At 43.2% G+C, this 19,454-nt stretch carries 16 protein-coding genes and 1 tRNA gene; 5 read left to right on the forward strand and 12 right to left on the reverse strand.

Going from position 1 to position 19,454, the window contains the following annotated elements; genetic code table 11:
• Window positions 1–127 precede the first annotated feature (127 nt).
• Window positions 128–916 (forward strand): pyrroline-5-carboxylate reductase family protein, encoded by a 789-nt coding sequence (locus VB073_RS08740; RefSeq protein ID WP_323403775.1) that lies wholly within the window; start codon window positions 128–130, stop codon window positions 914–916.
• A 20-nt stretch (window positions 917–936) separates the two neighbouring features.
• Here the strand turns inward: VB073_RS08740 and VB073_RS08745 are convergent, their stop codons facing one another.
• From VB073_RS08745 to VB073_RS08785, 9 genes are all read right to left on the reverse strand, one after another.
• Entirely contained in the window at window positions 937–1,371 is a 435-nt protein-coding gene (locus VB073_RS08745; RefSeq protein ID WP_323403776.1) for a SufE family protein, read from the reverse strand.
• Window positions 1,368–2,378, reverse strand: a complete 1,011-nt coding sequence (locus VB073_RS08750) for a M28 family peptidase (RefSeq protein ID WP_323403777.1) — start codon at window positions 2,376–2,378, stop codon at window positions 1,368–1,370. Before VB073_RS08750 ends, VB073_RS08745 begins: the two co-directional genes overlap by 4 nt.
• Before the next feature lie 79 nt (window positions 2,379–2,457).
• Complete coding sequence (locus VB073_RS08755; protein ID WP_323403778.1) at window positions 2,458–3,972, reverse strand: potassium/proton antiporter; 1,515 nt, start codon at window positions 3,970–3,972, stop codon at window positions 2,458–2,460.
• 14 nt (window positions 3,973–3,986) lie between these two features.
• A complete protein-coding gene (locus VB073_RS08760; RefSeq protein ID WP_323403779.1) occupies window positions 3,987–4,892 on the reverse strand; it encodes an LD-carboxypeptidase in 906 nt (301 codons plus the stop codon).
• Window positions 4,893–4,908: 16 nt separating this feature from the next.
• Window positions 4,909–6,867 (reverse strand): DNA topoisomerase (ATP-hydrolyzing) subunit B, encoded by a 1,959-nt coding sequence (gyrB, locus tag VB073_RS08765; RefSeq protein ID WP_323403780.1) that lies wholly within the window; start codon window positions 6,865–6,867, stop codon window positions 4,909–4,911.
• A 297-nt stretch (window positions 6,868–7,164) separates the two neighbouring features.
• On the reverse strand, window positions 7,165–8,964 hold the full coding sequence (locus VB073_RS08770) for a DUF4998 domain-containing protein (RefSeq protein WP_323403781.1): 1,800 nt from the start codon (window positions 8,962–8,964) through the stop codon (window positions 7,165–7,167).
• A 26-nt stretch (window positions 8,965–8,990) separates the two neighbouring features.
• Complete coding sequence (locus VB073_RS08775) at window positions 8,991–10,286, reverse strand: DUF4959 domain-containing protein (protein ID WP_323403782.1); 1,296 nt, start codon at window positions 10,284–10,286, stop codon at window positions 8,991–8,993.
• 34 nt (window positions 10,287–10,320) lie between these two features.
• Window positions 10,321–12,282: a RagB/SusD family nutrient uptake outer membrane protein gene (locus VB073_RS08780; protein ID WP_323403783.1), complete on the reverse strand. Its 1,962-nt coding sequence runs from the start codon at window positions 12,280–12,282 to the stop codon at window positions 10,321–10,323.
• A 123-nt stretch (window positions 12,283–12,405) separates the two neighbouring features.
• Window positions 12,406–15,555, reverse strand: a complete 3,150-nt coding sequence (locus VB073_RS08785) for a TonB-dependent receptor (RefSeq protein WP_323403784.1) — start codon at window positions 15,553–15,555, stop codon at window positions 12,406–12,408.
• 226 nt (window positions 15,556–15,781) lie between these two features.
• Here VB073_RS08785 and VB073_RS08790 point away from each other — a divergent pair, with 226 nt between their 5' ends.
• A complete protein-coding gene (locus VB073_RS08790; RefSeq protein WP_323403785.1) occupies window positions 15,782–16,186 on the forward strand; it encodes a helix-turn-helix transcriptional regulator in 405 nt (134 codons plus the stop codon).
• A 160-nt stretch (window positions 16,187–16,346) separates the two neighbouring features.
• On the opposite strand, the gene VB073_RS08795 is transcribed toward VB073_RS08790, so the two are convergent.
• From VB073_RS08795 to VB073_RS08805, 3 genes are all read right to left on the reverse strand, one after another.
• Window positions 16,347–16,652, reverse strand: coding sequence for a Dabb family protein (locus VB073_RS08795; RefSeq protein WP_323403786.1), 306 nt, complete (start codon window positions 16,650–16,652; stop codon window positions 16,347–16,349).
• 1 nt (window position 16,653) lies between these two features.
• Complete coding sequence (gene rpsT / locus VB073_RS08800) at window positions 16,654–16,908, reverse strand: 30S ribosomal protein S20 (protein ID WP_323403787.1); 255 nt, start codon at window positions 16,906–16,908, stop codon at window positions 16,654–16,656.
• 38 nt (window positions 16,909–16,946) lie between these two features.
• Window positions 16,947–17,018 (reverse strand) — tRNA-Glu (locus tag VB073_RS08805).
• A 273-nt stretch (window positions 17,019–17,291) separates the two neighbouring features.
• Between VB073_RS08805 and rpmH the strand changes: the two genes are divergently transcribed.
• From rpmH to VB073_RS08820, 3 genes are all read left to right on the forward strand, one after another.
• Window positions 17,292–17,438: a 50S ribosomal protein L34 gene (gene rpmH, locus VB073_RS08810; protein WP_323403788.1), complete on the forward strand. Its 147-nt coding sequence runs from the start codon at window positions 17,292–17,294 to the stop codon at window positions 17,436–17,438.
• A gap of 172 nt (window positions 17,439–17,610) precedes the next feature.
• Window positions 17,611–18,279 (forward strand): PASTA domain-containing protein, encoded by a 669-nt coding sequence (locus tag VB073_RS08815; protein ID WP_323403789.1) that lies wholly within the window; start codon window positions 17,611–17,613, stop codon window positions 18,277–18,279.
• Window positions 18,280–18,289: 10 nt separating this feature from the next.
• Entirely contained in the window at window positions 18,290–19,366 is a 1,077-nt protein-coding gene (locus VB073_RS08820) for an RluA family pseudouridine synthase (protein WP_416349518.1), read from the forward strand.
• Window positions 19,367–19,454 lie beyond the last annotated feature (88 nt).

Genomic DNA, 19,454 nt, shown 5'->3' on the forward strand with positions numbered 1-19,454 from the left:
TTAATTAATGTGCCAATATGCCAATGTGCATAATTAGAAAAGAAGTCTAAAGTGAAGAAGTCATTGTCAATTATCAATTAATAAAATCTTGGCTCTGACAGTCTAATAGTCTTGGCTCTAAAAAAATATGAAAGTGAAACATGGTTTTATAGGTTTTGGTAATCTTGCCAAGGCGGTTTATCAAGGATTAAAAGAGGAAGAAAATATAGAATTTGCTTACTTTGCAAGAAGCCAAAGGGAAGCAGCTATACCCTATTACGAACGGATTGAAGATTTGGTTGCTTTTGCAGATGTGATCTGGCTGATGGTAAAGCCACAGGACTTATCCTCTGTCCTGGAAGAATTGAAACCACTCGACAGAACTGGCAAGACCATTGTCTCCCCCGTCGCGGGAAGAACCATAGTTTTTATTGAACGTTATTTCGGACAGACACAACTGATCGTGCGTATCATGCCTAATCTGGCTATGGCTTACCGTAAATCGGTGACTGCTTTCGCCACCAATCAACCTGATAACGAGAATGCAGCAGAGATTTTCACTCTTTTGGGAAAACTGGGGAAAGCAGTACAATTAGAAGAGAGCGGCTTCGACCTGTTTACTGCTGTCTTCGGAAGCGGACCCGCTTTCATCCTCTCCTTTATCCAGATCTTCAAGGATAAAATGCAGGAATTTAACCTCCCCGGAGCACTTCTCGACGAATTATTGCTGGAACTTACGCAGGGAACCACTCTCTATTTCACCCAAAACCAGAAGAGTTACAGCATCGAACAGTTGATACAGAATATCACCAGTAAGGGAGGCACAACCCAAGCCGGTCTGGATTATTTCCGCACACATGAGATTGGAAAACACTTCGAAGGAATACTTGATGCAGCCAGAAAAAGATCGGAAGAAATGAGTAAAGACGGAAATTGAAAAACCTGCCCGGACGGAAATCAGTTCTTCTCCTCTTTGGCTTTATATGCGATAGCGTAAAAACGAATCTGCTTGATCACCGAGAGTAAGCCATTGGAGCGTGTCGGTGAAAGGTGATCTGTAAGCCCGATCTCTTTCATAAATCGCAGATTGGTATTGATAATCTCATCGGGAGTACGTCCATTGAATACTCTCAACACCAACGCAAGCAAGCCCTTCACTATGATGGCATCGCTCTCTGCCTGGAAATAGAGTATCCCTTCACGATAATCAGTCTGTAACCATACACGGCTCTGACATCCCTCAATAATGTTTTCGGGTATTTTATATTTCTCTTCGAGAGGTTGCAGGGCGTTTCCCTGTTCAATAATAACGGCATATTTATCCATCCAATCATCATAAATGCTGAACTCGTCAATAATTTCCTGTTGTACTTCATCTATTGTCTGTATCATATTCCTTTCTCTGTATAAATCACTTCCATCACCGTTTGTCCTACTATCTTGAGACTTTTCCTGTCGATATTACGCATATCATCCTTATGCGTATGCCAATACGGGACAAAACCGGTATGGGTATCATTCTTCAAATTGATTATATTAATGCTTGGCGCGCGGTGATAACGGTTTACCGACAAATGATCATCTGTAATATACCCTCCACCCTTCGTCGGGAAATAGTTATTATAACCCAATTTTGCAGCGGTACTCCACACCTTGTCAAGCACACCCGATGCATATTGGATGGAGTATCCCTCTTTCATGAAAGTCGCATTTGCTGCTCCCACCATATCGAGCAAAATACCATATTCGGCTTTATAATTTTCCACATGCGGCTGTTCTGCCCAATACTGAGAGCCGAGACACCACCATTCCCCCTCTATCGACTCCTTATCGAATGAGGGTTGTCCCCAATCTTCCAGATCAAAAAAGATAATGTCAACACCCACCTCCACCGGAAATTTTTGCAGGTTACGGGCAATTTCCAGCAGTGTCCCCACTCCACTTGCACCGTCATCAGCCCCCGGAATGGGTTGACGCTGTCTGGCGGGATCAGATTCTTCATCTGCAAACGGACGCGAATCCCAATGTGCAAAGAGCAATACTCTTTTTTCCTTTTCGGGATGATAACTCCCGATGATATTGCGTATGGTAATATTTTTTCCATCGTAATGCGTAATATCCGCATGTTGTTCTGTAACCTTTGCACCGAATTCGGCCAGCTTTGCCACCAGGTAATCGCCACAGGATTTATGTGCTAAAGAACCTGGTACTCTGGGACCAAAATCCACCTGTTTCTCCACGAAAAAGTAAGCACTATCGGCATTGAATTCCGGAGAAACTTGCAGGTATGGTTCCGACAGAACCACGTTCTTATTGGATTGACAAGAGTTGCACGATATGGAAAATAGCACTCCGGCTATTAACAGGATCAATACGAAAAAATCACCCAATCTCCTCATCTTCCTAGTCTATCATTGGCTCATTAATCAATCATTACTACCTGTTCCGCTTTATCGGAATCAGTAAATCAACAAATCATCACTGGTTCTTCTGATACGAGAAATTGGAAATACCTATATTTTGGTAAGTTTCCCTGAGCGCCTCTTCGTCATCAGAGATAACCAGTATTTTATCTCCTGCATGCAACTCGGTCTGTCCGGACGGTACAAAATAGCGTTCACCCCGTTTCACCATAACTGCCAGCGTCTTATCCGGCAAAGGCATTTCCATCAGATTTTTCCCGTATTGCAAAGTATCTTCAGTGATCAGTATTTCAGTCATTGCCGATTTGATTTCTTCAGCAAACTCTACGTCGAAATACTCAAAAGCTTTATATTCTTCTGGTTTCTCGGCCAGATTCAGCCATCTTGCCACGATGGGCAAAGACGTTCCCTGTACGAGTAGAGAGACGATAGTAATCACGAAAACCATATTAAATATCCATCGTGAGTCCGGGATACCGGCAGCCAACGGCAGAATCGCAAATATAATAGGTACTGCCCCTCTCAGTCCTACCCAAGAAATATAAAGATTGTCCTTGAACCCTATCTTACGAAATGGGATCAGTGTCAGGAAAACAGTCAGCGGTCGCCCTATAAATATCACGAAAGCAGAGATAATCAATGCCGGCACAATCACATCGACCAGTTCATTGGGATTGACCAGTAAACCGAGTGTAAGGAAAAGCAATATCTGACTCATCCAGGCAAAACCGTCCATAAATTTCATGGAGGTACGCTTATGTGAGAACTTAGAATTGCCTATCACCAATCCTGCGATATAAACGGCAAGATATCCATTTCCTTTCAAATAGTAAGTAACTGCAAAGATGAATACACCTAAGGTCAGTAAAAGAATTGGATATAAGGAGCTGTTATCCATTCGGATCCGGTTGATAATGGTCACCGCCCCTTTTCCCAGAAAATAACCTACTGCCGTACCCACTACCAGTTGTACCACAATGGTAAGTGCTACCATACCGATATTGGGATCATTCCCCGATTGGATGATTCCCATAAAAACGATGGTGAGCATATATGCCATAGGGTCATTACTTCCACTCTCCAACTCCAACAACGGGCGCAGGTTATTCTTAAGAGAGAGTCCTTTAGAACGCAATATTCCGAACACTGAAGCAGAATCGGTTGAAGAGAAGGTCGAAGCAAGCAACATAGCAGTTAACAGGCTAATTCCCAAAGAGGGAAACAGGTGTCCCGACAGCCAGTAAGTGAACAGGCCGGTTATTATAGCGGTAATAAAAACGCCTAAAGTAGCAAGAATAACTCCGGGCCAGATGACCGGTTTAATTTCAGAAAACTTGGTATCCAATCCACCGGAAAACAGGATGATGGTCAGACAGATCGTTCCGATGGTCTGCGCAGTCTGTACATTTTCAAAGACCAGACCAAACCCGTCGGATCCAAAAACCATTCCCACTATCAGAAAAAGGAGTAAAACAGGAACTCCAAAACGATGGCCTGCCTTTCCTATCAACATGCTTATAAAAAACAGGATAGATCCTACCAATAATAACAATTCAGGGCTTATCGTCATCTTATATGATAGTTTTATTGTATGAATGAAATAAAATCTTCCTCCACTTTCAAGTCGGCTGTTCCCCCCATAATTAGCGGGAAATTCAGCTTTACATGTCCTACAGGAAAGTCGAAGCAAAGAGGGAAATCGTATTCAGAAACAGCCTCCCTGATAGATTCAAACAATGGAGAATACATCTGCGGGTCCTCCTCATAACCGGTAAACTGACCAATAATCAGACCATTGATCTTACTGAATACGCCTCCAATTTTCAGTTGATATATCATCCGGTCTACCCGATAAGGCACTTCACCGATATCCTCTATAAATAATATACCTCCATTGGGGATTTTGGCGTATTGAGATCCCAGCAAACTGCAGAATACCGACAGATTCCCACCGAACAACCTACCTGACGATTCCCCCTTTCTATTTAAAAGAGAACTCTTTGCTACCGGAATCCGGTAGCTCACAGGTTGTCCTGATAACACAGTTTTTGTATAGCGCACTGCTATATCTTCCGAACCCTCATCTGAAAAATGTTGAGCCATCGGCGCGTGAAGGGAAGCTATACCACAGGTTTGTAGTGTAGCATGTAGGAGGGTTATATCACTATAACCTACGACCCATTTCGGATTTTTTTTTATACCTGAAAAGTCAAGTTTCTCAAGTAGATGTACCACGCCGTAACCGCCACGGGAGCAGAAGACAAGTTTTATATCCGGATCGTCGAACGCTTTTTGCAGATCTGACAGTCGTTGCTCTACCGAACCGCTGAATCGCCCGGCTTCACACAGGGCATTTTCACTGATTTCCGGACGGAGTCCCCAGTTTTCCAGCACAGCGGCTGCCCCCTGCACGATATACCCATCTATTTTCCCCGCGGGAGAAATAATGACGGCTCTATCGTTAAACTGCAGTGACGGCGGTCGCTTCATCTTGTTATTTTCTCATCTATGCATCGATATTGGCATAGGTTGCATTATCTTCAATAAATTCCCGGCGTGGACCTACCTCTTCTCCCATCAACATGGAAAAGATAATATCTGCATCGGCAGCATTCTCAATTGTCACCTGTTTCAGTGTACGGTTCTCGGGATTCATTGTTGTCTCCCAAAGCTGCTCAGCATTCATCTCACCAAGACCTTTGTAACTTTGCGTATGGATAGCGTTTTCGTTACCATCGGCATATTTGTTGATAAAAGCCTGTCGCTGCTGATCGTTATAGCAATACTCTTCTATCTTGCCTTTTTTGCAGAGATAGAGGGGCGGAGTGGCGATGTAAACGTATCCGTTTTCTATCAGCAATCGCATATAGCGGAAGAAAAAAGTAAGAATAAGGGTATCGATATGGCTACCGTCCACATCAGCGTCCGTCATCAGAATGATCTTATGATACCTCAGTTTCCCGATATTGAGTTCCTTGGAATCTTCTTCGGTTCCTATAGAAACACCTAAAGCGGTATATATGTTTTTGATTTCGTCACTTTCCAGTACTTTGTGAGGCATCGCTTTTTCCACGTTAAGAATTTTACCGCGTAACGGCAAGATAGCCTGAAATATGCGGTTACGCCCCTGTTTAGCAGTACCACCGGCAGAATCTCCTTCCACCAGAAAAATCTCACTCTGTACGGGGTCCTTACTGGAGCAGTCGGCCAACTTCCCGGGTAATCCGGCACCCGACAGCGGTGATTTGCGTTGCACCATTTCACGTGCCTTGCGGGCAGCCTGGCGGGCGGTCGCTGCCAGAATCACTTTCTCAACGATTACCCGTGCCTCTTTCGGGTGCTCTTCCAGATAATTTCTGAGGGCCTCACCGGTAGCCTGATCCACGGCACCAATCACTTCGCTGTTTCCCAGTTTCGTTTTTGTCTGGCCTTCAAACTGAGGCTCGGCTACTTTTACCGACAATACGGCTGTGATACCCTCACGGAAATCATCGCCACTGATTTCTACTTTTACCTTATCAAGCATCTTGGAGTCTTCGGCATACTTCTTCAGCGTACGGGAAAGACCGCGTCTGAAACCGGTAAGGTGTGCACCACCTTCAATGGTGTTGATATTATTTACATAAGAATAGATATTCTCGTTGTAAGTATCATTATAAGTAAGTGCAATTTCTATGGGGATACCGCTTTTCTCTGTTACGATATGGATGGGTTCCGGTATGAGGGATTCCTTATTCTTGTCGATATAGCGCACGAATTCTTCCAGTCCTGTTTCCGAGTAATAACGGTCTATTCTGAAACTACCATCTTCATGAGGAGTTCTCTTGTCGGTCAATGTAAGGGTAATACCGGCGTTCAGGTAAGCCAATTCACGAAGACGGGTTGCCAGGATGTCGTGCCGGTATTCCAGTGTGGTGAAAATGGTATCATCCGGCTTGAAAGTGATAATGGTACCGGTTTCTTTTGTCTCACCTACCACTTTTACATCGGCATAAGGTTTACCTTTCGAATATTCCTGCACATAAATCTTTCCTTCCTTGTGAATCTCAGCCTTCAGATAGATAGAAAGAGCATTCACACAGGAAACACCCACACCATGAAGCCCGCCCGATACCTTATAAGTGCCTTTGTCGAACTTACCACCGGCATGCAATACAGTGAGTACAACTTCCAGGGCCGATTTCTTTTCCTTTTCGTGATAATCTACCGGGATTCCCCGTCCGTTATCTTTTACGGTAATGGAGTTATCTTCATTGATCGTCACATTGATTTCCGAACAGTATCCGGCCAAGGCCTCATCAATGGAGTTATCAACCACCTCAGACACTAAATGGTGTAACCCCTTCTCGCTCACATCCCCGATATACATCGCGGGACGTTTACGTACCGCCTCAAGCCCTTCGAGCACCTGAATATTTTGCGCGGAATAGTTCCCGCTACCATTTTTCTTCTCTTCTTCTGACATTTCTTTTATTCTTTGTTAAAACACCCTCGAATTAGCTCCCTACAAGGGATCCACGGATTCTTCCAAAAACAAACAAAAGTACGAAAAAATAGTCTTTTTTCCAACCCCTTTTTGTTTTTTTAGGGCATTTCACTAAAACAAAAGAATAAAATCAGGAAACCTTTTCTCAAAAAAACGGCAGGCTTTCTCAACCGAAAGCCTGCCGACATTCATAAGATACAATTTCCAATTTTACCGGAATACCAATCCGATAAAGAGAAAATAGATCTATATTTACATAATCAGATGCTCCATTTTTTAATTTTTCGTAAACCTGATATCTGCCACATAGATCACTACCTGTTTAGTGGCATCATAAGTGAACGAAGCAGGTTCATGGCCGATATTAAACACAATTACCCTGTTTCTACGGTTCGAAGTATCTCCACCATCATTGGGTGTCATATCAATCACATATTCCCGCCATTCGTTCTGTATCTGCGCCGTTTGTATCCAATTACTTTGTGATTGCGATACATCCCAGTTTTGTTGTCCGTAAATACTGTTATTACCGAAGTTCCACATATAATTCATAGGGCGGATCCAAGGCTGTAGGAAGACATTGTTACTACCGGCCATAATTTCCGGGGAGCTCCCACAGAACATCTTGAAACGCAACCTCTTATAACGTTGATTATCGTAACGGTATTCCTTCGGAAGAGCCATGGCAAATGAACCGCTTCTCATACGAATAACACTCCTGTAGATGTTGCTACCATCACTTTGTATCAACTGATCAAGATGCAAATCTACCGATTGGCCATTCACTTTCTCATTCTTCGGATCAAATTTTGTGATATCAGTAAATCCACTTCTTGGAAGGAAACTACCTGAATAGGCGTTATACATCTCCCAGTTATTATCCACCACCTGTCCTTTCACAAAGAATTGCGGTTCAATAAATACTTCGTTGGGATATAAAGGATCGTCATCCTTCACAAGCTCTACCACACCACTTGCCACGTAAGGTGCTAAAACGTCGTCAAGTGCCATCGATTTGGGGATATAACGCACCTTCTTCAACTGTCCCGATTCGAGGATATCTTTTAAAGAAGCAATACTCGATATTTTTATATCTACCGGTTTTTCAACACGAAGCATGAACGGCTGCCATGCCCCTCCACCACATCGGGTTTTTACTCCATTTCGATCGTAATCCAGCGTAGGCAGCACATTTTGCAAGCCGGCACCGGTCAGGTCAAGTTCCGTCAAACTCGGGAAATAGAACAGGTCGGAGAAAGTGGATGTGTGAAGCGGATAGGTCAGTTTAGTAACATTCTCAACTGCCGCTGCAGTGAAGGTAGTGATACCATTGGCCTGCAATACCGATGTCTCCGAGGGGGAGAACGGGGTATCACGTGTAGGTATATTGAGAACCAGCGGTTTAGACACTATCACCGTATCAAGAATCTTGGTCCCGTCGCTCTGAATAGGCACAACCTTGTAATCCACATCAACAGTCAACTCCTGCCCTGTAGCCAGGTTGCCGCAATAGAAGCGCGGAGTGGTTACCTGTCCACTCTGCACGGCGCCATCCTTGTCGGTATACTTATATGTCAGACCGTGATATTCCATTACTACCGAATTGAGTCCGTTAGGCCATTCCACAACCATGGCCGACGGTGAAACCGTCAGTTTGGGAGAAGCAATACCTAATAAATCCCTGTCTAACTTTGTAAAAGGTATCAAGGCGATCTCCTGGGGTACCGATGCGTTACCGAATTCGTCTTCAGTATAGACCTTAAAACGATACAACTTGGTCTCGGTCAATCCCGTAATATTCACCCAGGAGCATACCGAGTCGATAGGATGTTTTTCACCATCATACTCTACTACGGTCCTGACCGCCTTACCCAGTTTAAGCTGGCTGGATGGAATGCGTCCTGCCTTCATCAGGTCGATTTCAACTCTTTCGTAACCTATATGGCCCACGATAGTGTCGAAACGAGCGGGGTATATTACCTCTCCTGCGTACTCTTCTATATTGGAGTATTGATCACCGCATGATGCCAGAATCAACACAGCTAAAGTCAAAAATGTAAGTGATAAATGTTTCATAACTTTTTTATTTTTAACGTATTACACTATTTCGCCTTTTTCCCGTAAAGCGTCAATTCCGACATACAGTTGGCTCCGGTTGACGAATAGTTATCGTCGAAACAATGTAACCCCTCATACCTGAACCAGCGCGTGGGCCGGGTATATTGCGGATCATCCGGATAGAAGTAAGCCATATCACCCGCTTCACCTAATTTCACTATCTGTAGGTCGCTCACCCCCTGCGGAATAGGTGTCCGCTGAGTAGAGATTGAATCCCATTGCTCGGTCTGATCATTGAATACATACAAACGGAATTCGCCACAGTTTTCAGCACGATAATACTGTCCCCGTTCGATATTGGCAAGTCCACCGGTATGGCGTTGTACGGTAATAACCCGACTAAGTTCATAGTAATCTCCCAAGTCAATAATAATATTCCAGGGCATATTTCCGTCACGAGAAAAACCTGTACGGCCGCGGCTTCCGGTATGGAAGAAGTTCAGATTGTCGCCCCGGTCAATAATACCGTCAATCAACTTCGTCATACGGCCTTCGAGGTTATCACCGAACATGGCGGGTACACCGGTATTGATCTTTTTACCATTAACCGTTACAGTAGAGTCATTGGCATTGGGAATGATCCATTTCGTCTTGTCAAGCGCTTCGTCCTCTAAAAGAAATATTTCTCCAAAAGGAATGTTCTCTGTTGAATTACCGTAATGATCTTCAACCCGTACACTTACTTCTACCGGTTCAGTAGAAGGAAGATTCAGATTTTCTATAAATCTTCGCTCTTTCATCTCGTTTGAAGAGAATACCGAGACAAGGTCACGAGGATGTCCTCCATCGTTATACTTGAATGATATATACACGTTTATCAATTGTTCCAGTTCATTTTGCCAGTCAACCAAGAAAGAACTGAATCCCGATTTAACACTCAGCGTTTTGGCAACCCGGGTGATGGAAGACTCGTATGGTACAATTTCAACATCAACTGTTTCAGAACGATTTCCTGCACGGTCTACACTATACAACTTTATTGTTTTCGGATCAGTATTACCCAGTCCTACAACATCAAGTGAATCGGTATAGAATGATGAGGTAAAATAGAACGTTTTTCCCTTATCGTTGGTATATTCTGCATTTACACTCAATAAATCTTCATCGGAAGGGATCTTATAGAAAAATCTCGCCCCACCATAAAGTGGCTCCCATCGGAGTATTGTGGGTTTCCCGGGAGGAGTGGTATCGCTCCCGGATGTTTGAAACCTTGAACCTTCTTCGCAGGCACCGAACCATATTATGATAGCCAATGCCCACATCCACTTATATATCTTCATCGTCATATATTTATAGTTATTAATAAATCAATTGTTACCATCCCGGATTCTGGATCAGTTTACCATTCGTATTCATTTCATTTAGGTCGATTGGCCAGAGGTAATCTCTGAGGGTGAATCGACGGGCCTGTACCACACCCAACACGAAGAAAGTAGAGGGGGCAGTTCCGCGATAGTTCCATCCCTGGATAGGAACCGAAAATTCTATATGTGCACGTTTATGACGCAACATGTCCCAAAAGTGGATACCTTCAAATGCCAGTTCTATACCTCTTTCCTGAAGAATAATATCGCGCATGCCTGCCTGGGTTTTATGCTTGTTATGGGTACGGGCCAATGTGGAATTCGACCATACATCCTCCACTTTAGGAATACCAGCTCTTACCCGCACCAAATTGATAGCATCCCACACTTCCTGATCAGGCTGAACTTTTATCTCGTTCAGCACTTCCGCCTTCATCAGATAGAGGTCCGCCATACGGATTACCGGATATGGGAATTTCACCTGACGTTGCCAGTTGGAAGACCTTGACTCCGGATGAACCATTTTCTGCAGGCCAATACCTGTACAATAGAAGTCAGTACCATTTACGCTTGGATTGTATCCACCGTTAGTACCCTGCATCATGTAAATGGGTATTATCTCAAAGTGAGAGCGATAATATCCTCCGGTAACGGCCAGATTCGCGTAAAAACGTAACTCCCGATTCATATACAAGTTAATGGTGGGCTGGTTGGGTTGCATCAGACCGGCAATTTTCGGATAGTCGGGATCTTCCACACCCGGCGTAAGATATGCATCGTGCCTTGTATTGTAGTTGAAGGTAAGATCCTCCTGTAAAGGAAGTCCGTTCTCGGTGTAATACCGCTCTGCCATCTGATAGGTTGCCCCCATCCATTGCCATGAAAAACCGGCAGCATTCACGTCGCCTTCAAAACCGGCTGGAAGCCTCATGTTGGTAGAATGTGCCAACTCACCCTGACTGTATATATCCACATTCGAATATGCCCACAACAACTCCTTGTTCCAGGGGTCAGCGATAATCATTCGCAAGTCATAGTATTTCTTCATCCTGTCGGGATTAAGTGCGTAAAAATCGCGGTCCTTCACATAAACCTCTTTCGGGTATGAATACAACCCCTTTCCATTATCCGTGGCTGTAATTATCGCATCATTAATAGCGGTAAGCGCTTCATTCCATTTCTCTTTGGTACGCTCCGGCGTGTCGTTCACGGGAAAGAAGGGTTCACCGTCGGTCGGATCATAAAAATCACCGAAGAACTCCTTATTTCCACTATAGAACGGACTGGCCCGAAAATAGAGCACCCGCGCCAGAATTGCCTTGGCAGCAATCTGATCCACCTGTCCCAGGTTAATTTCTTCCGCCCTTTCGGTCAGGTTGGGGATCGCTTTGTGCATCAGGTCGACAATATAATCGAAACAATCCTCCACTTTCGAACGGGCAAGGAACAAATCATCTGCCATGGCATCGGGTTGTACCGCCTTGTCCGAAATGATAATCGGCCCATATTTCTGTAACAACAAGAAATGGTAATATGCTTTCAGGAAAGTAGCCTGTGCTATCCAATCGGCACGTTCGGTCTCAGTCAGGTTACGGGTATTTTTTATATAGTCAAGAAATACATTGGTAGAGCGGATTGCCTGGTAATAATGTTTACCACCACCTGAACCGGACCAATTTCCCAACAGGGGACCAGGATTACTGGTTACCTGTAAACCGCGCATGATACGTTCCGCGCGCAGGTTGCCGCTGCTGTTCTGTACAGAGGCATCAATCCGGCCAATGTATTCATCACCCAATTCCCACATGGTAGAATGCGTCTCCCAATCAGTGGGCATATAACTGTATATTTTAGCCAGTGCATTATACGCGTCATCCTTGGTGGCATAAATGTTTTCCAGTTTCAATGTATTGTCGGGAACCACATTCAGATAATCGGAACAGGAAGAGATCAACACCATTGCAACTATCATGTTTGTGTAAATCGCAATTTTCGCCTGTTTGCAGCGTAAATTACTCACTCTCGACAAAAGCCTATATAATCCTAGTTTTTGCTCTCGATTCATCGTAATTTCCATTTGTTTTCTTTTTATAAATTAAAAATCTAATTTCAAGCCAAAATTGAATCTTCTGTTGGGTGGATAACCAATACCTTTACGTCCCATTTCAGGATCCCACATTTTAAAGCCACTAAATACAAACAAGTTCTCACCTGTCAGATAAACCCGGCAGTTTTGCAACCTGAGCGTGGGAACAGAGAAGTTATACCCCACTTCCACCGTCTTCAGACGCATGAAAGAAACATCGCGAAGCCACCAGGAAGACTGTTTAGTATTGTTATCAATAGTGGTAGTCGACAACCGGGGCCAGAAAGCATAAGGATTAGGATTTGTTTCACTCCAATAATCTTTCGCAATGAGAGGTAGTGCATTACGATTATTTACAAACGGGGCAATACCTTCGGCACCATCGGTCCCCCCCCCCACACCGGGGTTGATAAACATCGATACACGTCCATTTCCCTGGAAGAAGAAAGAAAGGTCAAACTTCTTGTAACCTCCCGAAAGACCGAATCCATATTGAATTTCAGGAGTGGTAGGATATCCCATCGGTACCCGATCGTTGTCATTGACCACTCCATCACCGTTGACATCCTTATACTTGATATCACCCGCCATATATTCGCCAAAGTCCTGTCTGGGTGAGTTGTCAATTTCAGCCTGATCCACGAAAAGACGCTCGGCGATCAAACCCCACTGCTGGTTAATGTTATGTCCTTTGCGCTTCAGATACGCATCGGGATAGTTCTTTTCATCCAACTCCACGTATTTGTTGGTAGCATAGGTGAAATTACCACGGCCTGTCAACCAAAAGTCTTTGTTAAACTCGTGTTCTATATCGATAGAACCGTCGAAACCATGAGATTCCACCTTACCCACGTTACCACTGATACTTGCTTCAAGTCCGGCTGAACTCGGGAAATTCTCACGCACCATGTAAATTCTATCACGATAATCCTGGAAGAAATCTCCCTGGATTCGTATTGACTCTCTCTTCAACAGACTCAATTCAAAACCTGCGTTATACTTTGTGGAAACCTCCCAGGTAATATTGGGGTTGGCATAACGGGAAACAGTATAACCCGGGTATGCGTTCATAAAGGTACTACCCCAGCGATACGATCCTCCACTCAGTGCAACATCCGAAAGGAAGAAGAATCGTCCTGAACGGTTGGAAATAGCATCGTTACCACCTCGCCCATAGGTGAATTTAAACTTCAGCGCACTGATTATATCCTTATAGGGTTCAAAAAAATCTTCGTTCGACACCAGCCACCCGGTACCAAAAGCAGGAAAAAACCCGAATTGCTTCTCACCGGTAAATTTTTCCGAACCATTATAGCCGAATGTAAAGTCGACGAAATAGCGGGTGTCGTAATCATAGCTAAAACGGCCCGAAGTAATAACATTCTTTTCAGGAAGGGTTTCGTATATTGAACGACTGTTTCCACCCGTCAGCAGATTTTCTTGTAAATAACCTACCAGGGAACCCGCTATACTATTTTTACCGAACGATCTGTTCCAATTCAAAATTGCTTCATAGTAATACTGTCCGCTGGCATCACGCCCCGGCTCCACATCACCCAGATAAGGCTGTCCAGTAGTGGGATTTAACGCAAACAGCGTGTATTCCCCGGTAATCTGATTGAAATTCTCCAATGCATAATAGTAAGGAGAATAGGTACGCCGACTGGTATATTTACCCCAACTGTTTACCGAAGCTTTAAGACTCGCCTTAAGACCTGGTGTGATAAAATCCAGTTGTTGGGTAAGTGTACCTTGTACCGTTACAGTCGTTTCATTGCGGTCTTCATAACCACGGACCATACTGGCGTAAGGATTCACTTTTGTTGCTCCCCCTACTAGCGTACTTCCGAAAAGAATATGCTCGACATATTTATTGGCTTCGTCCGGTTCAAAAGTAAACGGGAAATCAACAGGGTTCGACCACATGATCTGATTATATATATTGCTCGCCGACTCATATGGGCCGTTATAGCGCTCAAAGCGTCCTGTGATCCTCGTATCTAATGTAGTAGTCGGTGAAAGGTTGAAGATAACGTTACTACGTACCTGGCTCCTTGTAATATCAATATTGTTATTGAAATTGTTCCGGTTATCTACCTTCAGCAATCCGGTTTCATGTTCAAAAGTTCCCGATACAAAATAAGTGGCCACCTTACCACCACCTGAAATATTAATATTGGCCTTCTCATTTGCAGTAGACTTGTTGAACAACGCATCATACCATTGCACATTGGGATAAATCATCGGATTTTCACCACGCATGGTAGCCTGGATCTTCTGTTCATCATAATAAGCTCCCAGCAACGGGTTACGCGTAATCTGAGCCTCGTTATAAAGCCTCATATAGCTTACACCGTCAAGAAAATCCAAACTACGGGTAGGGGTGGAAATATTCACATCGGCTCTTACACTGACCTTCACCCTACCTTCATGTCCAGCTTTAGTCGCTACAGAGATAATACCGTTAGCACTTCGGGCACCGTACATAACCGTCGCTGCAGCATCCTTCATTACCGAGAAACTCTCGATATCATCTGGTTGCAAACGCGCAAGGTCGTCAGTGGTCGATTCGAAACCATCGATCAGGATCAGTGGAGATGTCTTATAACCAAAAGTGGTTACACCACGCACGAAAAACTGGGCGTTGTCAGCACCCGGTTCCCCGGTGGTCTGATAAGATATAACCCCCGCGATCCGTCCTGCCAATGCAGAGGTAAGGTTCGAAGCCGGCACCCTCAACTGATCCACATTTACAGTCGAGATAGATGCTACAACACTCTCCTTTTTCTGGCGACCGAAAGCAACGACCGTCACTTCCTCAATACCAACCGATTCCAATTGGAGGGATATATCAAACTTACGGTTGTTCCCAATTTCAAGGGAAACAGTCTCGTATCCAACGAAAGAAACCTCTAATACATCGGTCGATTTTACATTAATAGAAAATTCACCATCAATATCAGTAGTTACACCACGTTGGGTACCCCTTACAACCACAGCCGCCCCGGGCAGGACCGCTCCACTTTCATCCCTGACCACACCGCTAACCGTAATATCCTGTGCCATCATATATCCTGTACTGGCAAACAGGCACAACATTAAAACGACTTTTCGCAGTCGGGAAAATAAACTGATTTCACTTTTTTGCCTAAAATTCATAGATTATTGATTTAGAAATAATTTAAGTGACTTTTTTAAAAAATTCATAAACTAATCAATATAAATAGTAATTAATCTAATATTTTTTTAAAATTCAAAGTAAATAAGATTTTGAAAAACTGAACTTATAAATCCATACGGTATTTATTGTTTTTCCATCAATAATTATTGGACAATAAAGATTTTTCGTAAATTTGTCGAAAATGAAAATAAGAAATTAAAGCATATGATTAAAAAAAACACTCACCATGGGCATGCCATTAAACGTTTTCGACATACCCTGGGGATGAAGCAGGATGTTCTGGCATCTATAATGGGTCTTAGTCAAACCCAGGTATCTACTTACGAACAAAGAAAAGTTATTAACGATGATATGATAGGAAAATTTGCCAAAGCATTGAATGTAGCACCTGAACTCATTACAGAATTAGAGGAAGACCCAGTGACAGTAATCATTCAAAATAATACTTTTGAAGGGGGGAGTGGTGCATATAAGAATAACATAAACAACAGTCCCATTGATCGTATTATTGAGTTAGCCAATGAAAAGACGGTTCTCTATGAACGTATGCTCGAACTGGAAAAGGAGAAAATCGCCCTTTTGGAGAGACTCCTAAGAGAAAAGATTTAGAATTTGACATTATACCGAAAGATAAACGCTCCCTAAGTCACATAGTAATTTTAAAGGTGAACCAATATTTATTCATAGAGTTTAAAAATAAACGAAAAGATTATAAAAATAAAAAAGCAGACGGTCGTCTGCTTTTATGTAATTTTAAGTAATATAAATCTTATACTTCGTAATCAATGGCTGCACGCCCGATCCTTACTTTTGTGATAAACTCTCCCACTTTCAAATGTTCAGGATGTACCACATATGTTTTCAGATCTTCCAGCGAATCGAATTCACTATCGAGTAGAATGTCATAATTTTCAACAGAAGCTTGAGGATGATTCGGAAAGACCTCTATCTTTTTGATTACAGGAATCAACTCTTTTAGCGCTTCTAATTTTTCCTTGACAAGGAGTATGTTCTCAGCTTTAGCATTCCCTTCAGCCTCTTCAGCCAGTTTAAAGAATACCAGATGCTTTATCATCTTAGCTCAGGCTGTTCACGTGAGAAGCCAGCTTCGACTTCAGGTTATTGGCTTTATTACGGTGTATCACGTTCTTCTTAGCCAACTTGTCGAGCATCGAACAAACTTCGGGATACATCTTCTGAGCTTCTTCCCTGGAAGTGATTGTACGCAATTCCCGCACTTTATTTCTTGTGGTGCGTGACACGTATCTGTTTGCCAGACGACGAACTTTTGCTTGTCTGATTCTTTTTACAGATGATTTATGATTTGCCATTTCTGTTGACGAATATGTTTAAATTTTTCTATATAATGTAGCCCATAGGGGAATCGAACCCCTCTTTCAAGAATGAAAATCTTGCGTCCTAACCGATAGACGAATGGGCCCTTTCGGGCGTGAACCCTATTGTTAAAGATCTTGCTGTCTCAATTGCGGGTGCAAATATAGAACGTTTTTCTTAAAGCGCAAAACATTTCTTTCAATTTTCTTCATTTTTTTTCTCTTTCTTATTCACGAACCATGTCAAAGAGCTGAAAGAGAGAAAAAAAGTATTTTTATCCTTTATTGAATTGTTTCTTTCAAATATTTTATCTATTTTTGCAGCCCGTAAAAGAAGTCGAAAGGAACAATAGAAACAAAATAAATAACAATATTATAATATGAAAAGAACATTTCAACCCTCTAACAGAAAGAGAAAGAACAAACACGGCTTCCGTTCGAGAATGGCGTCCAAAAACGGAAGGAAAGTCCTTGCTGCCCGTCGCTCAAAAGGCAGGGCCAGACTAACCGTATCAGACGAATATTAAAGATTTTTTCTTTAAAAAGACAGGAATAAGTAATCTTATTCCTGTCTTTTTATTCTCCCTGCACACTTTCAAATATTTCACCACTCTTTTTCCATGTCTCAACTCTCCCTCTCTTATTATTTTTAGTACTTTTGTATCTTTGTATATGCTTTTACACATATGAACTATTGTAATGAGTAAGAAACAGGCCAAAAGATCCATCTTAAAGAACAGCATCATAAAAAATTTGCTGATGATCATTGCGAGCGGTATACTGCTTGTTGTACTGTCATTGCTGTCCCTGAACATTTATACAAGACACGGACAAAATGTGATTGTACCTTCGTTGGAAAATCTTCAGATTGTAGAAGCAAACACTATTCTCAAGGCCAAAGGACTTCATTCAGAGATTGTGGATTCTATTTACCAGCGTGATGCCGTACCGGGAGCTATTATAGACCAGAAGCCCAAAGCCGGTAATAAGGTGAAAGAGGGACGTGCTATCTATCTGACGGTCTACTCAAAAAATCCTCAGTTGGTTGCGATACCTGAACTGACAGATTACTCCACACGTCAGGCTTCCGCACTACTCAATTCAATGGGATTCACCCAGATTTCAATACAGGAAGTGCCGGCAGAATACTCGGGCCTGGTAGTGGCTGTAGAGTACAGAGGAAAGAGACTGGTAGCCGAAGAAAAGATACCTGTCGGATCTCCACTCACTTTGATTGTTACCAGCAGTGGAGTCCTTACCGACTCACTGACAATTGACAACGGTTATACCGTACCGACCGAACAGAAGAACAACAGTAATAACCTTCAATCGGGAGGTGACGGAGCGATAGACGATTCACTTTTCTAACTGATTGCTTGTGACAGAACAGGATTTGGACGATATCGATTTTCTAGCTGAGGATGATGAAGGAATAGCCAACCAATCCCTGGAAGAAAATCAACGATTCGAGCATTATCGGTTTGTGGCAGATAAGGGACAAAACCTGCTTCGAATCGATAAATTTTTGTCTGTCAGGATAGAAGGTATCTCCAGAAACCGTATTCAGCAGGCTGCCGAGGCAGATTGTATCCTGGTGAACGGACAACCGGTAAGATCGAGTTACAAGGTAAAGCCGCTTGATGTGATCTCCATAGTGATGGATCGTCCCAGGCGAGAACTGGAAATTATACCTGAAAATATCCCGCTTGATATTGTGTATGAGGATGATGCCCTGATGGTGATCAACAAGCCTGCCGGTATGGTAGTACACCCCGGTCATGGAAACTACACGGGGACACTGATCAATGCGGTGGCATACCATCTGAACAGGGATAATATCAAAGACATGAACGATCCGAGACTGGGACTGGTGCACAGGATCGACAAAGACACATCGGGCTTGCTGCTCGTAGCCAAGACACCGGAAGCCAAAACAAATCTCTCGGGACAATTCTTCCGGAAAGAGACAAAACGTCTCTATGCCGCCTTGGTATGGGGAAACCCGGCAAATGACCACGGGACCGTCGAGGGAAATATCGGACGTGATCTCAATGACCGTATGCTTATGCGTGTCTTTCCCGATGGAGATCACGGTAAACCTGCCGTCACCCACTACAGCGTACTGGAACGATTCGGTTATGTGACATTGGTACAATGCCGCCTGGAGACAGGTCGTACGCACCAGATACGGGTACATATGAAATATATAGGACATATGCTTTTCAACGATGAACGTTACGGAGGCAACGAAATCCTACGCGGCACTCATTTCACGAAATACAAACAGTTTGTATCCAATTGCTTCGTCTTATGCCCCCGTCAATGCCTTCATGCGCAAACATTAGGCTTTATACATCCAACTACAGGAGAAGAACTCTATTTTAAAAGTGATATCCCTGACGATATGCTTTCGGTTATTGATAAATGGAGAACGTATGGAAGTGTAGGTGGATAGGTGGACAAGTGGGAATGTGAAGAGTGAAGAATGAAAAGGTAATTAATAATTAAATGGAAAGTAATTTATAGTTGGTAATTCAGAATTG

Origin of the sequence: Proteiniphilum sp., assembly GCF_034927365.1 — a bacterium.
GTDB lineage: Bacteria > Bacteroidota > Bacteroidia > Bacteroidales > Dysgonomonadaceae > Proteiniphilum.